Annotated in this window: 15 protein-coding genes; 3 read left to right on the top strand and 12 right to left on the bottom strand. The window is 61.6% G+C overall.

Annotation, left to right across the window (positions count from 1 at the left end; all coding sequences use genetic code 11):
- The first annotated feature begins 86 nt into the window (after positions 1-86).
- Positions 87-305 (top strand): hypothetical protein, encoded by a 219-nt coding sequence (locus PAE61_RS08265; protein WP_271114837.1) that lies wholly within the window; start codon positions 87-89, stop codon positions 303-305.
- 343 nt (positions 306-648) lie between these two features.
- Here the strand turns inward: PAE61_RS08265 and alaS are convergent, their stop codons facing one another.
- From alaS to PAE61_RS08245, 4 genes are all read right to left on the bottom strand, one after another.
- On the bottom strand, positions 649-3300 hold the full coding sequence (alaS, locus tag PAE61_RS08260; protein WP_271114836.1) for an alanine--tRNA ligase: 2652 nt from the start codon (positions 3298-3300) through the stop codon (positions 649-651).
- Between the two features lie 321 nt (positions 3301-3621).
- Positions 3622-5916, bottom strand: coding sequence for a glycine--tRNA ligase subunit beta (gene glyS / locus PAE61_RS08255; protein ID WP_271114835.1), 2295 nt, complete (start codon positions 5914-5916; stop codon positions 3622-3624).
- Entirely contained in the window at positions 5916-6401 is a 486-nt protein-coding gene (locus PAE61_RS08250; RefSeq protein WP_271114834.1) for a DUF6446 family protein, read from the bottom strand. The genes glyS and PAE61_RS08250 overlap by 1 nt, the downstream gene beginning before the upstream one ends.
- On the bottom strand, positions 6398-7330 hold the full coding sequence (locus PAE61_RS08245) for a glycine--tRNA ligase subunit alpha (RefSeq protein ID WP_271114833.1): 933 nt from the start codon (positions 7328-7330) through the stop codon (positions 6398-6400). The genes PAE61_RS08250 and PAE61_RS08245 overlap by 4 nt, the downstream gene beginning before the upstream one ends.
- 111 nt (positions 7331-7441) lie before the next feature.
- On the opposite strand from PAE61_RS08245, the gene PAE61_RS08240 reads away from it, so the two are divergent.
- Positions 7442-8842 (top strand): peptidoglycan-binding domain-containing protein, encoded by a 1401-nt coding sequence (locus PAE61_RS08240; protein ID WP_271114832.1) that lies wholly within the window; start codon positions 7442-7444, stop codon positions 8840-8842.
- A gap of 43 nt (positions 8843-8885) precedes the next feature.
- Here PAE61_RS08240 and PAE61_RS08235 read toward each other — a convergent pair whose 3' ends face one another.
- The 7 genes from PAE61_RS08235 to PAE61_RS08205 form a co-directional block, all read right to left on the bottom strand.
- Complete coding sequence (locus PAE61_RS08235; protein ID WP_271114831.1) at positions 8886-10337, bottom strand: TrkH family potassium uptake protein; 1452 nt, start codon at positions 10335-10337, stop codon at positions 8886-8888.
- Positions 10338-10427: 90 nt separating this feature from the next.
- Positions 10428-11420 (bottom strand): ABC transporter ATP-binding protein, encoded by a 993-nt coding sequence (locus tag PAE61_RS08230; protein WP_271114830.1) that lies wholly within the window; start codon positions 11418-11420, stop codon positions 10428-10430.
- Positions 11417-12406 (bottom strand): ABC transporter ATP-binding protein, encoded by a 990-nt coding sequence (locus PAE61_RS08225; protein WP_271114829.1) that lies wholly within the window; start codon positions 12404-12406, stop codon positions 11417-11419. Before PAE61_RS08225 ends, PAE61_RS08230 begins: the two co-directional genes overlap by 4 nt.
- Before the next feature lie 4 nt (positions 12407-12410).
- Positions 12411-13322, bottom strand: coding sequence for an ABC transporter permease subunit (locus tag PAE61_RS08220; RefSeq protein WP_271114828.1), 912 nt, complete (start codon positions 13320-13322; stop codon positions 12411-12413).
- Between the two features lie 3 nt (positions 13323-13325).
- Positions 13326-14333 (bottom strand): ABC transporter permease subunit, encoded by a 1008-nt coding sequence (locus PAE61_RS08215; protein WP_271114827.1) that lies wholly within the window; start codon positions 14331-14333, stop codon positions 13326-13328.
- A gap of 83 nt (positions 14334-14416) precedes the next feature.
- Positions 14417-16003: an ABC transporter substrate-binding protein gene (locus tag PAE61_RS08210; RefSeq protein WP_271114826.1), complete on the bottom strand. Its 1587-nt coding sequence runs from the start codon at positions 16001-16003 to the stop codon at positions 14417-14419.
- Between the two features lie 336 nt (positions 16004-16339).
- The gene (locus PAE61_RS08205) at positions 16340-16633 is read right to left on the bottom strand and encodes an RNA-binding S4 domain-containing protein (RefSeq protein WP_271114825.1); all 294 of its coding nucleotides are present in this window, start codon (positions 16631-16633) and stop codon (positions 16340-16342) included.
- Between the two features lie 76 nt (positions 16634-16709).
- On the opposite strand from PAE61_RS08205, the gene PAE61_RS08200 reads away from it, so the two are divergent.
- Positions 16710-17360: a cytochrome c biogenesis CcdA family protein gene (locus tag PAE61_RS08200; RefSeq protein ID WP_271114824.1), complete on the top strand. Its 651-nt coding sequence runs from the start codon at positions 16710-16712 to the stop codon at positions 17358-17360.
- A 2-nt stretch (positions 17361-17362) separates the two neighbouring features.
- On the opposite strand, the gene PAE61_RS08195 is transcribed toward PAE61_RS08200, so the two are convergent.
- Positions 17363-17782, bottom strand: a complete 420-nt coding sequence (locus PAE61_RS08195; protein WP_271114823.1) for a protein tyrosine phosphatase family protein — start codon at positions 17780-17782, stop codon at positions 17363-17365.
- Between the last annotated feature and the right edge of the window lie 7 nt (positions 17783-17789).

Here is a 17789-nt window from a genome sequence, read left to right as displayed (position 1 = left end):
AGTATCGTCAGTGGAAACCGCGCAGCCCATGCCCTAAATTCAGGCTCAAGGGAGGAAACCAATCGATAACTCAGGAGAGGTTTCCAATGTCAGTCCAAAGCACCGAGTACAAGCTTACCCTGCGCGACCGCGTCGCATCCTTCTTTTCCGCAATTGGCCGTCTGATCGAAGATGCCGCCTATGCGCAGTCCCGCGCTCCGCAGATCGAGGCGCTTTACGCTAAATCCGATGAAGAACTGGCCCGTCTCGGCATCAAGCGCGATGAGATCGTGTATTATGTTTTCCGCGACCGCGCCTGGATCTGAGCGAAGCGCCACAACCGAAACCAAAAGCCGCCCGACCGCATGATCCGGGCGGCTTTTTCATGTCTGCAGCTTCCGAGGCCGGCAGGGGGCGCTGCCCCCGCTCGTCGCTGACGCTCCTCGCTCCCCCGAGGTATTTTTCGCACTGAAGATGCCAGCTTAACGAAATCTTGGGATACGCGTGTCAATTCTGCCCTCACGGTACAGGCAGAGGTGCCGATGACCGTCACTGGAGATGCCGCACCCTGTCGGGAGGAGTGCCCGGACAGGGTGTGTGCAGATCTTCAGTGACGGAAATACCTCGGGGGAGCGGCGACGCCCCGGGGGCAGAGCCCCCTTCAGCGGCTCAGCTGGCGGAAATCACGCCTTCAGCAGCCGCAATCGCTGCGTCAGCCGCATCAAGTGACGGCGCCCCGCCCTGCGCACGATCCGGGCGGCCCCCGCCTCCTTTGCCGCCAAGCGCCTCGGTCGCGGCCTGCACCAGCGACACGGCAGAGACACGCTCTGTCAGGTCCTGGGTGACGCCCGCCGCCACCGCCGCCTTGCCGCCCGCCTCGGCCATCAGCAGCACCGCACCGGATCCCAGCTTCTGCTTCATCTCTTCGATCAGCAGGGCGAGTTCCTTGCCGGTGACGCCATCGACCTTGCGGCCAATGAATTTCACGCCCGCAATCTCTTTCGCATCATCCGCGCCGCCTCCCATCGCCATCTGGCGCTTCAGCGTGGCAAGTTCGCGTTCCAAAGCCTTGCGCTCATCCGCCAGCGCCTTGACCTTGTTCACCACATCGCCCGCCTGCGCCTTCAGAAGCCCGGCAATCTCGGCCAGTTGGGCATCCGATCCGCGAAGCTGCGCAAGCGCCGCCTGCCCGGTCAGCGCCTCGATCCGGCGCACACCGGCCGAGGATGCGGAATCGCTCAGCAGCATGAACATGCCGATATCGCCGGTTCGCGCCACATGAGTGCCGCCGCAAAGTTCCAGCGAATAGGTCTGGCGATCCGTGCCCTTGCCGGAATTAGACTGCTTGCCCATTGAGACCACGCGCACCTCGTCGCCGTATTTCTCGCCGAACAGAGCCTGCGCACCGATCTCACGCGCATCGTCGGGGGTCATGATCCGCGTCTCAACCGCCGCGTTCTGACGAATGAAATCATTCACCTCGGCTTCAATCTTGCCGATCTCCTCGGGCGTCACCGCATGGTTATGGCTGAAATCAAAGCGCAGCCGGTCGGACGCGTTCAGCGAGCCACGCTGCGCAACATGATCGCCCAGATGGCGCCGCAGCGCCTCATGCAGCAAATGAGTGGCCGAGTGGTTCGCGCGGATCGCGCCACGGCGGGTATGGTCCACCTCCAGCTTCGCGGCCTGCCCGCGGCTGATTTGGCCCATCGTGACTTCGCCGATATGGATGAACACGCCGCCGGATTTCTTCGTATCCGAGATCCGCGCCATCCCGCTTTCCGTCTGCACCGTGCCGGTATCGCCAACCTGACCGCCCGATTCCGCATAGAACGGCGTCTGATTGGTCACGATCTGAACCGCATCGCCCTGTCTCGCGGTCTCAATTTCTGCCCCGTCCTGCACGAGCGCCAGCAACTGGCCCTCAGCCTCTTCGCTGTCATAGCCGAGGAATTCCGTCGCGCCGTGTTTCTCGCCCAACTCGAACCAGATCGCGGCATCCTTGGTCTCACCCGACCCGGCCCAGGCGGCCCGCGCCTGCGCCTTCTGTTCCGCCATCGCCGCATCAAAACCGGCAATATCCACGCCGCGCCCTTGCTCGCGCAGCGCGTCCTGCGTCAGATCCAGCGGGAAGCCATAAGTGTCATACAGCTTGAACGCCGCCTCACCCGGCAGATCCTTGCCATCCGGCAGCTTGGCCAGCTCATCATCCAGCAGACGCAACCCGCGATCCAGCGTCTTGCGGAAACGGGTTTCTTCAGACCGCAGCGACTCCTCGATCATCGACTGCGCCCGCCCCAATTCGGGATAGGCCGCACCCATCTGGCGCACCAGAGAGGGCACCAGCCTATGCATCACAGGCTCTTGCACACCCAGCATATGCGCGTGCCGCATCGCACGGCGCATGATCCGGCGCAGAACATAGCCGCGCCCCTCATTCGACGGCATCACCCCATCGGCCAACAGGAACGAGGTGGAACGCAGATGGTCCGCGATCACCCGGTGATGGACCTTGCCCGGACCGTCAGGATCCGAGTTCGTCGCATGGGCCGAGGCCTCGATCAGCGCCCGCATCAGATCGGTGTCATAATTATCATGCTTGCCTTGCAGAAGCGCCCCGATCCGTTCCAGCCCCATGCCCGTATCGATGGACTGCATGTCGAGTTCGCGCATCGAGCCGTCCTCGAACTGCTCATTCTGCATGAAAACGAGGTTCCATATCTCGATGAAGCGGTCGCCGTCTTCCTCGGGGCTGCCAGGAGGGCCGCCCCAGATATGATCACCGTGATCATAGAAGATCTCGGTACAGGGACCGCATGGCCCGGTCGGCCCCATCTGCCAGAAATTATCGCTGGTGGGGATGCGGATGATCTTGTCGTCGCCGAGACCCGCGACTTTCTTCCAGATATCGGCGGCCTCATCATCGGTGTGATAGACCGTGACCAGCAGTCTATCCTTCGGGATGCCGAAATCCTTTGTCAGCAGTTCCCAGGCATAGGGAATCGCCTGCGATTTGAAGTAATCGCCGAAGCTGAAATTCCCCAGCATCTCGAAGAAGGTATGATGCCGCGCGGTATAGCCGACATTATCCAGATCGTTATGCTTGCCGCCCGCCCGCACGCATTTCTGCGATGAGGTCGCCCGCACGTAATCCCGCTTCTCGACCCCGGTAAACAGGTTCTTGAACTGCACCATGCCCGAATTGGCGAACATCAGCGTCGGGTCGTTCCTCGGCACAAGCGGCGAGGACGGCACGATTTCATGGCCGTTACGAGCGAAATAATCGAGAAAAGTCGAGCGGATATCGTTAAGGCTTGCCATTATGTTCCCTCGGGCTGGTTGCCCTGATGTAATTCCGTGCGGGGCGCATGTCCACATCGGGCGGGTTGCAGCCCCTTGAATTCTATTGTGGTCGCGCTCGGTAGAATTGCTTCCCCACGCGCCCGATCCAGCCGCGCCAGCGACGGACCGGGGGCTGGCGCGGCCAAGGCTTTGGGCGATGCGCTTTATGGCAGCAATCACCGGACGACGTTACAGCGTCGCGCCTGCATCGGCAAAGCGCCAGACCGGTGGGCCGGTCCGTCGCTGGCGCGGCGGCCTTCGGCCTTGGTTCCGCGCCGTATCACGGAGGCAGAGGCGGCTTTACCCCTCAATCCGCGTAAAATCCGCGATCTCGCGCCCTGCGGCGCGGATGCGGGACAGCAGGTTCAGCCGGTTGCGGCGGACGATCTGGTTGTCGGTATTGACCTGCACCGCCTCGAAAAACGCATCAATCGGCGCGCGCAGTCCGGCAATCGCGGACATGGCGGCGGGAAAATCTTCCTGCGCCACCGCAGCCTTGATGGCAGGCTCGGCCGTATCGAGGGCCGCGAACAAAGCGCGTTCCGCTTCGGTTTCGGCGAATTTCGGATCCGCGCCGAAGCTGTATTCGACACCGTCCTTTTCCTCGGCCTGCGTGAGGATATTCGACGCCCGCTTGAGCCCCTGCGTCAGGTTCTGCCCGTCCTCGGTCTTCAGCATATCGTTCAGCGCCGTCGCCCGGTTCACCACCAGCACCAGATCGTCATTACCAGGCTGCGCGAGTACCGCATCAATGATGTCATGCCGGATGCCTTGGTCGCGGAGATGGACTTTCAGACGGTCGTGGAGGAAGGCGAGCAGGTCATTAGCTATCGCACAGGCGTCGCTCAATTGAAATGGCTTCGGATCGCCACCTACAAACGCTATCTCATCGTCGCCTAAACGCAAATTTCGAGGTTTCTCAAACGTAACAAACTTCGGCGCCGCACTCGACCGGTCGTAGCCGCTTAATACCAGTTGCTCACCATCCCAGTTGGCAGAGTCGCCATCAGGTTGAAACAAGTTAAAAATTTCAGAGAAGCTTGAGTAGAGCATATGCGTGGCTTCGCTCAGTGTTTCAGAAAAGCCAATGCGCACCCCATTCCCCAAAACCAACCGAATAACCCCCAAAGCCGCCCGACGCAGCGCAAATGGGTCCTTCGATCCGGTTGGCTTCTCGTCAATCGCCCAGAACCCGGTCAACGTGTCGATCTTATCCGCCAGAGCCACGGCGACAGAGACCGGCGCATCCGGCACCGCGTCCGACGGGCCGAGCGGCGAGTAATGATCCCGCGCCGCATCGGCCACTGCCGCATCCTCTCCGGCCTCAAGCGCGTAATAACGGCCCATGATGCCCTGCAGTTCGGGGAACTCACCGACCATCTCACTGCGCAGATCCAGCTTCGCCAGTTCCGCTGCCCGCCCGGCCTCAACCGCTTCAAAAGCCGCCAGACCCGGCTCGGCACCAACCAGAGGCGCGATTGCGCGGGCAAGTGCGGCGATGCGGGCCACGCGGTCGGCCTGTGATCCAAGCTTGTTGTGGAAGGTGACCGATTTCAGCCCCTCGGCCCAATCGCCCATCCCCGCCTTCGCCACGCGCAGATCGTTTTCCCAGAAAAACGCCGCATCGGACAGACGCGCGGCCAGCACACGCTGGTTCCCGGCAAGGATCGTCGCGCCGTCATCCGGGGTTTCGATATTGGCAACGGTCACGAAACCCTCGATCCGCCCGGTCTTCGGATTGCGGGAAGAAAAGAATTTCTGATGCTCTTTCATCGAGGTCTGCAACACCTCGGGCGGCAGGTCCAGAAACCGCGCCTCGATCTCGCCCATCAGCGGCACGGGCCATTCGACCAGCCCGGCGACCTCGGTCAGCAGGGATTTATCTTCGACGATCTCCCAGCCACGGGCGAAGGCGAGGTTTTCAGCCTCTTGCGCGATGGCGGCTTCGCGTTCGGCACTGTCCAGCATCACCTTGGCGCGGCGCAGCTTTGCCGCGTAATCCTCGAAATTCGTGACGGAAAATGCATCCGGCGCAAGGAAACGATGCCCGCGCGTGGTGTCGCCCGAGGCGATCCCGTCCACCCCAAGCGGCACGATCTGCGCCCCGGCCTCATCCGAGAGAATGCAAAGGATCGAATGCAGAGGCCGCACCCAACGCAGCGAGCCCGATCCCCACCGCATTGATTTCGGCCAGGGGAAGTTGCGGATCGTCGCGGTTAGAACCTCTGCCACGATCTCGACCGCCGGACGGCCGGGCCTGTCGATTACGGCGAACCAGACCTGCCCCTTCTTGTCGTCACGCGTCTCAAGCTGATCCTTCGTCAGCCCGGTCGAGCGCAGGAACCCCTCCAGCGCCTTTTCCGGCGCATCGGTGCGAGGCCCCTTGCGCTCCTCACGCACAGGTTTCGAGGCCGCATCCAGCCCCTCGACCGACAGGGTCAGCCGGCGTGGTGTCGAGAACGCGCCGGCGCTGCGATAGGTCAGCCCGGCCTCGATCAGACCATCGGTCACCAGTTTCTTCAGATCCTCCCGCGCACGGGGCTGCATGCGGGCGGGGATTTCCTCGGAGAACAGTTCGATCAGCAAATCGGGCATTATTCGATGGTCCTCGATTCTTCAGCGGAGTCGTTCAGTTGATGCCATGCAAAGGCGCGGCCATCGGGATAGACCGCCATGACCCGGTCAACGCCGGTTTCGATATCCGGCTGAACCAGATAGGCCCGCGCCGCGCCGGATTCGAGATCCGCCGTCAGCGCCTTGGCCGAATAGCAATTGAACCAGTTCGGCCCGACAAGCGGGGTCGGCCCGTCATAAGCTGCGGCGTTTTCGACCGAGGCACCATCATCCAGCACAAAACATGAGCGATAGCGCAAAGGCGAACTGTCGGCATCGATGCCACGGAAATCGCTGACGGCAATTGCTTCGGCGCGGCCATCCGTGGTCACGATCTGGATTTCCTGCGCTCCGGCGATTTCATCGACGGGGTCGTAGAACCCGTAAACCTGAAGATAATAAACCGCTGCTCCGGCGAGAATGGCCGAAAGCACGATCATCGAGGCGAGTATTTTTCCTGTGGTCATTCCGCAGCCTGCCCGAGCGGTGTCTGCATGAACAGATCCGCGCATTTCTTGGTGAGTGTCCGTACCCGCCGGATATAATCTGCGCGTTCCGTGACCGAAATCACGCCCCGCGCATCCAGCAGGTTGAAGATATGGCTGGCCTTGATGGCCTGATCATAGGCGGGATGCGCCATCAGGATATGCCGACCGGCGCTGTCCTGAGCCTCTGCCGAAACGATACGCTCGCATTCCGCCTCGGCATCCTTGAAATGCTGGAACAGCGTTTCTGTATCGGCCTGATCGAAGTTCCAGCGGGAGTATTCTTCCTCGGTCTGGCGGAAAATATCGCCGTAGCTCAGCGGAATCGGGCTGTCGGGATCGTTGAAGGGCATGTCCATGACATGCTCGGCCCCAAGCACATACATTGCCAGACGCTCCAGCCCATAGGTCAACTCGCCGGAAACCGGGGCGCAGTCATACCCCGCGACCTGCTGGAAATAGGTGAACTGGCTGACCTCCATCCCGTCGCACCAGACCTCCCATCCCAGACCCCATGCGCCGAGCGTGGGCGATTCCCAGTCATCCTCGACAAAGCGCACATCATGCACCAGAGGGTCCAGCCCGATTGCACGCAGACTGTCCAGATACAGTTCCTGCAGATTCGGGGGCGAGGGTTTGATGATCACCTGATATTGATAATAATGCTGCAAACGATTGGGATTTTCCCCGTAACGCCCATCGGTCGGACGGCGCGAGGGCTGGACATAGGCCGCCGCCCAACGGCGCGGACCCAGTGAACGCAGCGTGGTCGCGGGGTGGAACGTCCCCGCCCCGACCTCCATATCGTAAGGCTGAAGGATGGCGCATCCCGACTTCGCCCAGTGATTCTGCAGGCGCAGGATCACTTCCTGGAAACTGCGCGGCTTGCGGTCGCTGTCAGGGCTGGTCATGGGGGCATCCTTTTTCGTATGTCTGCCGGAACGCCCGCGTGTTCTAGGCGCGGCGCGGCGTCGGGTCAATCGGACCGGCGCGAGGCAGGTCGGGAACATGACAGGGAAACCATGAAAAAACTTGCGATTATGCTGCTGAGCGTGGCGCTTCCGGGGCTGGCCTCGGCCGAGGATGTCTTTATCCGCATCGAGGCCAAGCGCGGAGCGGAAGCCGCCCAGGACGCTGCGGCCGATTGGCGCAGCCGCGTCGGAGAGCTTCCCGTCGTGACATTCCCTCTGGGCTCCACATGGACCGCCATCGGATTGGGTCCGCTTCCGCGCGAAGCCGCCGAAGCGCAGATGGAGGCGCTGAAAGAGACACGCAGCATCCCTGCGGACAGCCTGCTGACCCCTGCCGAGGGGATCGCCGCGACCCCTGCCCCGGCTGCTACGGGAGAAACCGGCGCTGCATCCGCAGCGGGCGCCTCGACCGCCGGGCTGACGGAAATCCCCGATCCGGTTCCGGAACAGCCACCCGCGCCAGATCGCTTCATCCGAATCGAAGCCTTTTCCGACCGCGCACAGGCCGATGCCGCGCTTGAACGCTGGCGCGGCGCGGTCCCGGAAGCCGGAATGTGGGAAATGCCGAATGACTGGTTCGCCATCGCCGCAGGCCCGTTCAGTGAGGCAGGCGCAGCACAATGGCGGGACGCGCTGATATCGGGCGATGTGATCCCCGATGACAGCCTGATCGCCGCCCAGGACGAACTGGGCAGCGTGGCCGTCGCCGGAAAAACGCCGAACTGGCCCGAAGCGCCTGCGAATCCGCCCGAAATGCCGCCTCTGGCGCAGGTGCAGGAAATCCTCGGTTGGGCGGGGTTCTATGACGGTGAAATCGACGGCCAGTCCGGCCCGCAAACCCGCGCTGCGATTGCGGCGGCCCTCGGCGCTCAGCGCGAGACACCGGATACCGCGACGGTGATCCTCAATCTGATGGAAAACCGTGAGGCATGGCGCGAGGAACTGGGCCTCTCGACGCTTGAGGATGATTTCACCGGCCTGTCGCTGACTGCGCCGATGGAGCGCCTGCAACATGAACGCAATGACCGGGTCCTGTCGATCTATGGCCCGAAGGATGAGTCCGGCGCGGCTCTGATCCTGTTTTCGCAACCGGGCGGCCAGCAGGAAATGCTGGACCTCACCGGGCTGGTGACCGCGCTTGGCTGGGTCCCCTCGCCCGAGCGCGATATCCGCAATGGACGCGCCAGCCTGTCGGGTCGGAACGAGACCCATATCGGACGCTCGGAAGCACGGGTGGCGGATGGCAATGTCGAAGGCTGGGTCCTGATCTGGCCTGTGGCAGACGGCGACAACGCCTCCCGCATCGCCACAGAAATCGCCGACAGCTTCACCCGCAGCCAGCCGACACGCGCCGAACGCGACGCAGCCGCCGGAGAGGCCGAAGCAGAGGCTGAAGACACCGCACCGGATACCGGTATTAGCGCAATGCCGCAGGAAGGCAGCGCGGAATAACACATCGCTTCCCCGGAGTCGCTGCGTTGCGCCGGGGAGGCTCTCACGTCCGCCAGAAGCGCGGCAGAAGCAGGACCAGAACGCTAATCAGTTCAAGCCTGCCCAGATACATGCCGAAACTCATCAGCCATTTCGCGGCATCGGGGAATTGTTCGATACTGCCATTCGAGGTGATCTCGGGACCCCAGACCGGCCCGATATTCGCGACCGCCGTCCATGCCGCCGTAAGCGCGGTCTTCGGGTGCAGCCCGATCAGCGACAGCCCGACGATCAGCAGGCCGAGCGTCAGGATGAACATGGTGAAAAAGGTCATCACCGAATCCACGACATCCTGATCCAGCCGCTTTCCGGCAAGCCGCAGCGGGTACAGACGATGCGGGGACTGCATGCGTCTGATCTGCGCACGCACGGCCTGAAACAGAACCTGATAGCGGAAGATCTTCACCGAACATCCGGTCGATCCGGTGCAACCGCCGATCAGCCCGACGCAGAACAGAACGGCGAAGGGCAGATGCCCCCATTCCAGCACATTGGTCGAGGCGAAGCCCGTGCCCGAGAAAATCGTCATCACATTGAACGAGGTCTCGCGGATCACATCCCAGGGATCGTCGGTTTGCCCGATATAGGCCAGACGATAGACGACGATCACTCCGATCGCGTAGAACATCCATCTGACATAGGCCCGCACCTGCGTATCGCGCCAGAGCGGCATGACATCGCCCCGGATCGCCTGCACCATGCGCACGAAAGGGATCGAGGCCAGAACCATGAACAGCGTCGCCACCCATTCCGCCGGACCGATGAATTTGCCGAAACTGGCATCGTAATTCGAGAAACCGCCGGTGGAACAGGTGGTCAGCGCGTGCAGCATGGCGTCATATGCGCTCATCCCCGTGACGATATACAGCAGGGTGCAGGCCACGGTGATGCCCAGATAGATCCAGGTCATCTCGGCAGCGATCTGTCCGGCGCGTGGCAGGACCTTGCCAAGCGTATCGAACCCCTCAGAGCGGAAGAACTGCATCCCGCCGACCTTCATGACCGGCAGGAACACCATCGCCACGACGACGATCCCCAGACCGCCCGCCCATTGCAGCAGCGCCCGCCACATATTCGTGCCGGCCGGAAGGTTGTCCAGTTGCGGAATCACGGTAGTTCCGGTGGTGGTCAGCCCCGACATGGACTCGAAATAAGCATCGGTGAAATTCAGACCCGGCGCACCGATCATCAGCGGCAGTGCTCCGATCAAGGGAAGGACCAGCCACAGACCCGATGTCAGCAGAAAGCTTTGCTCAATCGTAAGGCTATGCTTCGCCGATGAGGTCGCCGCCATCACCAGCCCGCTGACGACCAGAACGATCAGCATCGACTGCGTCATGCGGATCCAGTTCGGATCGCCCGCCGCGAAGTCGATGACAGCCGGAACCACCATCATCGCCCCAAGCGCGACGCTGATTTTAGCGATAGTGTGAGCGACGGGGCGGATATCTATCATGGCCTTTGATTGCCGCGACTATGCCACCCCGTCAAGCCAGCGTGATGGCATAGTGGCCCTTGAACGGCTTCGGGGCGCATGCGCGGCCTCTTATGCTGCCGCGCTTTCTTCTTCCGGGACAGGATTATGACAGGCGAAACAATGGCCTGATTGGGATTCCTCAAGTTCGGGTTCGATACGCGAGCAGATTTCCTGACGCAGCCAGCAACGTGGATTGAAAGCGCAGCCCTCGGGTTTTGCCATTGGCGAGGGCAATTCGCCCTCCAGCTTGATCCGCTCTTTACGTTCCGAAGGGTCCGCCATCGGCGTCGCCGACATAAGCGCCTTGGTATAGGGATGGCGCGGCGCGTCGAAAATCACCTCTTTCGGGCCGATCTCGACCGGCTTGCCCAGATAAATCACCATCACCTCATCGGCGATATGGCGCACCACCGACAGATCGTGGCTGATGAACAGATAGGCCAGTTCCATCCGTTCCTGAATATCCATCAGCAGATTCAGCACCTGGCTTTGAATTGAAAGATCAAGCGCCGAAACCGGCTCGTCCAGCACCAGAATTTTCGGCTCCAGCATCAGGGCTCGTGCCACGGCGACACGCTGACGCTGCCCGCCCGAGAACATATGCGGATAGCGGTCGAAATGCTCGGGTCGCAGGCCGACCATGCCCAGCATGTCCCGCGCCTTCTGCTCTCTGTTCTTCGCCGAGATCTCGGGCCGGTTCAGAAGCAACGGCTCCATCAGTGTCTGGCCAATGGTCTGGCGCGGATTCAGGCTGCCATATGGGTCCTGAAACACGATCTGCACCATTGCCCGCAAATCACGGTCGCGGCTGGCACCTTCGGGACCGATTTTCTTGCCGCCGATCACCAGTTCCCCTTCGGTCGGAGGCTCGATCATGGTCACGACGCGAGCAAGTGTGGACTTGCCCGAGCCGGATTCGCCCACCACAGCCAGCGTCTTGCCGGGGGTCAGCGAAAAACTGGCGCCATCAAGCGCCCGCAAATTGGCGGAGGGCTGCATGAAGCCGCCCTTCACCTCATAATGGCGTTTCAGATTCGTGGCGGTCAGCACGGGATCGCTCATGCCGGAACCTCCTTCTTTTTGGGGACTCCGTTCAGCAGCGGAGTATGACACAGCGCATGGCCGAATTCCGGCCCGGCCGGGACCGGGCGGACGGTAAAGCAGCGTTCGGTCGCGAATTTGCAGCGGGGCGAGAACAGGCACCCTTCGGGCCGGTCGAACTGTCCGGGCACAACGCCGGGAATGGTCGGAAGCTTCCTCTCGGTCGCGCGTTCCGGCAGGGCGGCCAGAAGCGCCGCCGTATAGGGGTGATGCGGGTCGTCGAACAGGCCCTGCACCTCCTGCAATTCGACCCGCTGCCCGGCATATTGCACCTGAACCCGGCGCACGGTTTCCGCAACGACGCCCATATCATGCGTGATCAGCACAAGCGCCATGCCGGTTTCTTCCTGCAACCCGGTCAGCAATTCCAAAATCTGCGCCTGAATGGTCACATCGAGCGCGGTTGTCGGCTCATCCGCGATCAGCAGCTTGGGCTTATTGGCAAGCGCCATCGCAATCATGGCACGCTGGCTCATCCCGCCGGACAGCTGATGCGGATAGGCTTTCAGCCGCTTCTCGGGCGCGGGAATGCCGACCTGCCGCATCAGTTCCACCGCGCGATCCTGCCGCTGGCTGCGGTTGAGGCTGGTATGTTTGCGCAGGCTCTCCTTGATCTGCCAGCCAATCGTAAAGGCGGGGTTCAGGGACGACATGGGTTCCTGAAAGATCATCGACATATCCTTGCCGATGATCCGCCGCCTTGCGCGGGCCGAGATCGTCCTCAGATCGTGGCCGTCGAATTCCATCTTGTCGGCGGTCACGGTCGCGGTCCAGGGCAGCAGCCCCATGATCGCCAGCATCGAGACCGATTTCCCAGAACCCGATTCGCCGACAATGGCCAGCAGATCGCCCTCGTCCACGGTAACATCGACACCGTCCACAGCCCGGAACTTGCCGGAATGGGTGGCGAAATCTACCGAGAGATTGCGGATTTCCAATAAAGACATGGGATCAGCTCCGCTTCAGTTTCGGATCGAGCGCATCGCGCAGCCCGTCGCCCATCAGGTTGATGGCGAGAACCGTGACCAGGATGCAGAGACCGGGGAAGGTCACCACCCACCAGGCCCGCAGGATGAACTCACGCGCTTCGGCCAGCATGGTCCCCCATTCCGGCGTCGGAGGCTGCGCGCCCATGCCGAGAAAGCCAAGGGCAGCCGTATCCAGAACAGCGGTCGAGAAAGACAGGGCCGCCTGCACGATGATCGGCGCAAGACAGTTCGGCAGCACCGTGCGGAACATGATGCGCAGCCTGCCGCCCCCGGCGATCCGTGCGGCAGTCACGTAGTCCTTAGACTTCTCGGACAGGACGGCGGCGCGGGTCAGGCGCACGAAATGCGGTTGCAGCACGACGGCAATGGCGATCATCGCATTCAGCAGGCTGGGACCGAGGATCGCGACCAGCACCAATGCCAACAGAAGGCTGGGAAAGGACAGCACGATATCCATCAGCCGCATGATCAGCGTGTCCAGCCAGTTCGGCGCAAACCCGGCGACAACACCCAGCAACACCCCGCATGTCGTGGCAATGAACACGACCAGCACGCCGATGAAGAAGGAAAACCGCGCCCCGTAGATCAGCCGCGACAGCAGATCCCGGCCAAGCGCATCCGTGCCCAGGAGGAACCGGGTTGAGCCTCCTTCCTGCCAGAAAGGCGGGACCAGAAGCGCGTCGCGATATTGCGCGTCAGGCGCATAGGGCGCCAGAAGCGGCGCGAAGGCCGCGACGATGAGGAAGGCGAGGAACACGAACATGCCGATCACGGCGCCGCGATTCTCGCTGAAGGAATTCCAGAACTCCCTCAGCCGCGAGGGTGGCGCGGTCGGGGTTACTGTGCTGGCGGTCTGGCTGGCGGTATCTGTCATCACTCAGCCCTTTCGGATCTTGGGGTTAAAGAGGCCATAGAGCAGGTCGACGATCAGATTCACGATCATCACCACAAGCGCGATAAGCAAAAGCCCGCCCTGCACCACCTGATAGTCACGGCGGAAGATCGAATCGACCATCCACTTGCCGATGCCCGGCCATGAGAAAATCGTCTCGGTCAGGATCGCTCCGGCCAGCAGCGTGCCGACCGACAGGCCGATCACGGTGATGACCGGGATCATCGCATTGCGCAGCGCGTGAACTCCGTTGACCCGCAGCGGAGACATGCCCTTCGCCCGCGCGGTGCGCACATAATCCTCGCCCAGAACTTCCAGCATGGCGGACCGGGTCTGCCGCGCGATCACCGCAAGCGGGATCGTCGCCAGCGCCACGGTCGGCAGGATCAGATGCGACACAGCCGAGCGGAACGCGCCGGACTGCCCCGACAGAAGACTGTCGATCAGCATGAAGCCGGTCGGCGTATCGAAGAAATACATCAGCCCCATCCGGCCCGAGACTGGCGTCCAGCCGAGACCGCCGGAAAACACGATGATCAGCAAGAGCGCCCACCAGAAAATCGGCATCGAATAGCCGATCAGCGCGGTCGACATCAGCGCCTGATCGAAGAATTTGCCACGATTGACCGCAGCGATCACCCCCGCCGGAATCCCGATCAGCGTTGCAAGGATGATCGCGCAGAGCGCAAGCTCGACCGTTGCCGGAAACAGCGTCATGAACTCATCCAGAACCGGACGTTTCGTCACGAAGGATGTCCCCAGATCGCCCTGAAAAATACCGGCGACATAGTCGAGATATTGTTTCCAGATCGGTTGATCGAAGCCAAGCTGCGCACGCAGCATCTCATAGCGTTCGGGGCTGACACCGCGTTCCCCGGCCAGCAGCAGGATCGGATCGCCGGGCAGAAGGCGGATAAAGGCGAAGGCCACCACGGTCACGCCGATAAAGGTCGGCACGAAGGTCCCAAGGCGACGAAGAAGAAAGCTCAGCATCGGTTTTTATGTTCCGGGCTTGGCGTGGCAATGAAAATGGCCGGGCAGCGCGACGCCGCCCGGCCGTTAAGCTTTGTCGTCGCTTACTCGGTCAGGCTGACGCCATAGAAGACATGGCCGCCGAACGGATCGATCTTGTAGCCCTGAACCTTGGTGCTGATCGGCTCATTCACGACCGAATGCGCGATGGTCGCCCAGGGTGCCTGATCCTTGAAGATGACCTGAGCCTCTTCATACAGCCGGGTCCGCTCGGCCTGATCGGATTCTTCCTTGGCCTGCTTAATGATGCTGTCGAATTCCTCGTTGCACCATTGCGCACGGTTGGCATCACCCACTGCGTCACAGCCAAGCAGAACCGCAAGGAAGTTGTCCGGGTCGCCATTATCGCCAGTCCAACCCAGAAGAACCGCGCCGTCGCGATCCGTGGCTTTCGAGCGCTCAAGATACTCGCCCCATTCATAGGACACGATCTCTGTATCCACGCCGATTGCCGAGAAGTCAGCCTGAATCATCTCGGCCATGCGGCGGGCATTGGGGTTATAGGGACGCTGCACCGGCATAGCCCAGATCTTCATCGACAGATCGGTCACGCCCGCAGCTTCCAGAGCGGCCTTCGCGGCTTCCGGATCATAGGGATCGTCCTCGATTGCGTCATTATACGACCACATGGTCGGCGGAATCGGGTTCTTCGCCACGCTGCCCGCACCCTGGAAGATACCGTCCACGATGGCCTGCTTGTCGATGGCCATGTTCAGGGCCTTGCGGACATCGGGATTATCGAAGGGGGGCTGTTGGGTGTTATACGCCATATAGCCCACATTAAGACCCTCGCGGCTGACGACGTTGATATTTTCGTCGGCCTTCATCGCCTCAAGATCGGCGGGGTTCGGATAGGGCATGACATGGCATTCGCCCGCTTTCAGCTTCTGGTAACGGACCGAGGCATCCGGCGTGATCGCGAAGATCAAGTTCTCGATTGCCGCCGGGTCGCGCCAGTATTCGTCATTGCGGGCATAGCGGATCACCGCGTCCTTCTGATAGGCGACGAATTTGAACGGGCCGGTCCCGATGGGCTGCTGATTGAACATTTCCGGCGTGCCGGCTTCGATCAGGTTATCCGCATATTCCTTCGAACCGATCGAGGCGAAGGACATGGCAAGGTTTGCCAGCATCGGCGCCTCGGGGCGGGTCAGAGTGATTTTCACGGTCAGATCATCGACCTTTTCAATCGATTCGATCAGATCCGGCATCGACATTGAGTTGAAATATTCGTAGCTCGCGCCGTCCGTCATGGTGTGATATTCGCCGCCATCCTCGCCCTGACGGGTCAGGCTGAAGATCACGTCATCGGCGTTCATGTCGCGGGTCGGGGTGAAGAAATCGGTCGTGTGGAATTTCACGCCTTCACGCAGCTTGAACGTATATTCCAGCCCGTCCTCGCTGACTTCCCAGCTTTCGGCAAGGCCCGGCTCGATCTCGGTCTCGCCATGCACGAAATGCACCAGCCGGTCATAGACGTTCCGCGACGAGGCGTCGAACGTCGTCCCCGACGTGTACAGCGCCGGATCGAACCCCTCCGGCGAGCCTTCCGAGCAGTAAACCAGATTGGCAGCCGACGCAGCCGATCCCATCAGCATCGCGGCGGCGCTGATCGCGAGAAGTTTTTTCATTTGCTACTCCTGTTGGACATTGGCCCGCATGTTCACGGGTCCTTAGTTGGACTAAACTGCCCCAAAGCCACGGCGCGATGCAAGCATCTCATGCGTGGAACTCAGGCAAATCGAATTCCGCAAGGCCCGGCAGGCCCCGGAATATCGTTTCAGCGCATTGAGCTAGGGGCTGACGCTGTCCCGCGGAACCGCCCGGAAAGGGTTAATATGTCTGCCCCGATCAGGCCGAACATTCCGGCGCATGCGGAACAGGTCAGGAACAAATGTGCATGGGGTTTCACTCTCTTGGGTGTCCCTCAGACTGCCCGGAGTTACCTCACACCTCTGGCCGGACCGTCACTCATCGTCGAACAGGCCGATTTCCTCGGGCGGAGAAATCTCCCGGTAAAGAAGCTGCGCCTGCGGAGCCGAGCCGCGTTTGTCGCTGACACCGATCACCTCGATCAGACGGCGCGTCCGGCCCTGCCGCAGCGAGATATGAACGCCGGGGCGAATGGCGCGGGCGGGCTTCACGCGGTCGCCATCGACCTTTACCCGTCCAGAGTCGATCATCTGCTGCGCCAGAGCCCGCGTCTTGTAAAACCGCGCCGCCCACAGAAACTTGTCCAGCCTGACCGAATCCTTCTCCATCCCGTCAGCGTTGCAGAAAGCTAAAGGAGATCGCAAGACGGATTGACTCGTCCCCCGCTCCGCGATGAGAGGGATCATGACCGAGATCGGGTTCACTCAGGCTGTCCTTGCCGGGCTGGCATCGTTTCTGACGCCCTGCATCCTGCCGATGCTGCCTTTCTATCTTGGCCTGCTGCTTGGGTCGCGACCTGCCGCCATGCGGAACCGGCTGGCAAGCGGGACGGCATTTGCGGGCGGGTTTATGATGATTTTCCTGCTGATATGTCTGGGCAGCACCGCATTGGGCCGGATGTTCCTGCAAGCCTATACCACGCTGCAACTGCTTGCGGCATGTGGTCTGGCGGTTGCCGGTCTTATCCTCGCAGGTGTCGCGCCTGCCATCAGGTTGACCGGCATTGCGGTCTGGTCAGGCCTCGGCCTTGCTTTCGGTTTCGCATGGATCGCCTGTGTCGGACCCACTTTGTCAGCCATTTTCCGCACCGTCTCCGAGGAAATGGGACAGGGCATTTCCCTGCTTCTGGCCTATGGCATCGGAATGACAGCGCCGTTCATTCTGCTGTCGCTGCTTCTGCCGCCGGTATTTGCCCTCCTTCCCGGCGCAAGATCACGCGCCATGCTTGGAGGCGGAGGGCTGATCCTGCTGGCATGTCTGGTCGGAACCGGATCGGTCAACAGGATCGCGCAGTGGATGCTGGAACGGCAGGATTGGTCCGCCCTTCTGCGATAGGATCACGCCGGATCGCGCAATGCCCCGGCGATCCCGCCCAGATCATAGCCCGCCTCACGGGCCGCGCGAAGGATATCGTCGCGGCTGCGCAGACCGCTTTGCGACAATGCCCAGACCGTCGCGCTGCGCGTACCGGAACGGCAATAGGCCAGAACCGGCCCCGGCAAAGCCTCAAGAGCCTGCCCGAACTCTGCCACCGTATCCGCGTCAAGCTGTCCCGGCGTGATCGGAATAGCCTGAAACCCAAGCCCGGCAGCCTTGGCAGCCGCCTCGACCCGGGCCTGATCGGGCTGATCGGGGGATTCGCCGTCGGGGCGGTTGCAGATCACGCTGCGGAACCCCATCTCCGCCAGCCCGGCAAGCTCATCTTCCTGAATTTGCGGCGACACCGAAATCCGGTCGTCGATCTTCCTGATATCCATCTTCCAC

It is taken from the genome of Paracoccus aerodenitrificans, from assembly GCF_027913215.1.
Lineage (GTDB): Bacteria > Pseudomonadota > Alphaproteobacteria > Rhodobacterales > Rhodobacteraceae > Paracoccus > Paracoccus aerodenitrificans.
This window is presented reverse-complemented; position numbering and strand designations above follow the sequence as displayed.

Excerpts from the sequence above, each read along its gene's own strand:
- PAE61_RS08220 (WP_271114828.1), bottom strand. The coding sequence starts at position 13,322 with ATGACAGATACCGCCAGCCAGACCGCCAGCACAGTAACCCCGACCGCG.
- PAE61_RS08215 (WP_271114827.1), bottom strand. The coding sequence starts at position 14,333 with ATGCTGAGCTTTCTTCTTCGTCGCCTTGGGACCTTCGTGCCGACCTTT.
- PAE61_RS08225 (WP_271114829.1), bottom strand. The coding sequence starts at position 12,406 with ATGTCTTTATTGGAAATCCGCAATCTCTCGGTAGATTTCGCCACCCAT.
- PAE61_RS08235 (WP_271114831.1), bottom strand. The coding sequence starts at position 10,337 with ATGATAGATATCCGCCCCGTCGCTCACACTATCGCTAAAATCAGCGTC.
- PAE61_RS08245 (WP_271114833.1), bottom strand. The coding sequence starts at position 7,330 with ATGACCAGCCCTGACAGCGACCGCAAGCCGCGCAGTTTCCAGGAAGTG.
- PAE61_RS08210 (WP_271114826.1), bottom strand. The coding sequence starts at position 16,003 with ATGAAAAAACTTCTCGCGATCAGCGCCGCCGCGATGCTGATGGGATCG.
- PAE61_RS08265 (WP_271114837.1), top strand. The coding sequence starts at position 87 with ATGTCAGTCCAAAGCACCGAGTACAAGCTTACCCTGCGCGACCGCGTC.
- PAE61_RS08250 (WP_271114834.1), bottom strand. The coding sequence starts at position 6,401 with ATGACCACAGGAAAAATACTCGCCTCGATGATCGTGCTTTCGGCCATT.
- alaS (WP_271114836.1), bottom strand. The coding sequence starts at position 3,300 with ATGGCAAGCCTTAACGATATCCGCTCGACTTTTCTCGATTATTTCGCT.
- PAE61_RS08230 (WP_271114830.1), bottom strand. The coding sequence starts at position 11,420 with ATGAGCGATCCCGTGCTGACCGCCACGAATCTGAAACGCCATTATGAG.
- glyS (WP_271114835.1), bottom strand. The coding sequence starts at position 5,916 with ATGCCCGATTTGCTGATCGAACTGTTCTCCGAGGAAATCCCCGCCCGC.
- PAE61_RS08195 (WP_271114823.1), bottom strand. The coding sequence starts at position 17,782 with ATGGATATCAGGAAGATCGACGACCGGATTTCGGTGTCGCCGCAAATT.
- PAE61_RS08200 (WP_271114824.1), top strand. The coding sequence starts at position 16,710 with ATGACCGAGATCGGGTTCACTCAGGCTGTCCTTGCCGGGCTGGCATCG.
- PAE61_RS08240 (WP_271114832.1), top strand. The coding sequence starts at position 7,442 with ATGAAAAAACTTGCGATTATGCTGCTGAGCGTGGCGCTTCCGGGGCTG.
- PAE61_RS08205 (WP_271114825.1), bottom strand. The coding sequence starts at position 16,633 with ATGGAGAAGGATTCGGTCAGGCTGGACAAGTTTCTGTGGGCGGCGCGG.